Annotated in this window: 1 protein-coding gene; it reads left to right on the forward strand. The window is 72.3% G+C overall.

Annotated features, from left to right (window positions below):
- Positions 1-272 precede the first annotated feature (272 nt).
- On the forward strand, positions 273-1,445 hold the full coding sequence (gene dusB / locus AB0A95_RS34660; protein WP_357559984.1) for a tRNA dihydrouridine synthase DusB: 1,173 nt from the start codon (positions 273-275) through the stop codon (positions 1,443-1,445).
- Positions 1,446-1,685 lie beyond the last annotated feature (240 nt).

The raw sequence follows: 1,685 nt of genomic DNA on the forward strand, positions 1-1,685 counted from the left end.
CTACCCACTTCCAGGCCACCCTCGACCTGGTCGAAACCCTTGACTGGCTACGCGCCGTCCCCGACCACCAAGATCTACGAGACAGAACCTAGGGCCTGTGTCAAAGTCCTCGGTCGAGCCGAGGCGGAGGCCGGTCGTCGTCTGGGCCCGCCGCAGGCCGGCCAGGGGCTTTGACACAGGCCCTGGGCCCGCTCGGGTCGCCTCCGGGCCCTGACCCGAGCGCCCGCCCCGCGGCGGGCATAGGGGGAGGAACCCCTCCGTATACTTGCCGGGTGAGTGATGTCGCGGTGGCGCCCGGACGCCCGTTGACCCTCGGTGGCTACCAGGTGTGGCCGCCGGTGGTGCTCGCGCCGATGGCCGGGATCACCAACGTCGGTTTCCGCCGGCTCTGCCGGGAGCAGGGCGGCGGCATCTACGTCTGCGAGATGATCACCACTCGGGCGCTTGTCGAGCGGAACCCGAAGACGCTGCGCATGATCGCGTTCGGCGACGACGAGAAGCCGCGCAGCCTCCAGCTCTACGGCACCGATCCGGAGATCACCGCCGCCGCCGTGCGGATCGTTGTGGAACGCGACCTGGCCGACCACATCGACCTCAACTTCGGCTGCCCCGTACCCAAGGTCACCCGGCGTGGTGGCGGCGCGGCGCTGCCGTGGCGACGCCGGCTCTTCGCGCGGCTGGTGCGGGCCGCGGTGGACGCCGCGTCGCCGGCCGGGGTGCCGGTCACGGTCAAGATGCGCAAGGGCATCGACGACGACCACCTGACGTACGTCGAAGCCGGGCTCGCCGCCCAGGAGGCCGGCGTGGCCGCGGTGGCCCTGCACGGGCGGACGGCCGCGCAACGCTACTCGGGCACCGCCGACTGGGACGCGATCGCCACCCTGAAGCAGTCCCTCGACGTGCCGGTGCTCGGCAACGGCGACATCTGGGAGGCCGACGACGCGCTGCGGATGGTCGCGCACACCGGTGTCGACGGCGTGGTCGTGGGGCGTGGCTGCCTGGGGCGCCCGTGGCTCTTCGCCGACCTGGAAGCCGCCTTCGACGGTCGTCCGCAGCGGCGGCTGCCCACCCTCGGCGAGGTGGCGGTGACCATGCGCCGGCACGCCGAGCTGCTTGTGGACCAGTTCGTGGCCGGTGCCCGCAGCCCGGCCCGGGGCGAGCGGGACGGGTGCACCGACTTCCGCAAGCACGTCGCCTGGTACCTCAAGGGCTTCCCGGTCGGCGGCGAGCTGCGCCGCTCGCTGGCGATGATCGAAAGCCTGGCCCAGCTCGACGACCTGCTCGGCAAGCTCGATCCGGCGGAGCCGTTCCCGGTGACCGCCCTGGGCCAGCCGCGGGGGCGCACCAACTCCCCGGGCAAGGTGTTCCTGCCGGAGGGTTGGTTGGCCAGCCGGGACGACGACGCCGTCCCCGAGGGCGCCGAGATGGACGACTCCGGCGGCTGAGCCCCTGGTCGGCTGACCCCCTGGGCCGCTGACTTCTTGGGCGCTGACGCGGCATCGGCTCCAACGGACCTGTGTACCAGTCCGTGGTGCCCTGCTGTGCTCGGTGCGGCCTGGGGCGGATGTGCCCGAAGGGCTGGACCCTCGTGGGGTCCGGCCCTTCGCTGGTGCGGTGGTGTGGGTCAGCTGGTGGCGTAGCCGCGGGTGGCGATCCAGTCGGCGAGGTGTTCGGTGCTGATCCAG

It is taken from the genome of Micromonospora sp. NPDC049230 (assembly GCF_040647875.1).
Taxonomy (GTDB): domain Bacteria; phylum Actinomycetota; class Actinomycetes; order Mycobacteriales; family Micromonosporaceae; genus Micromonospora.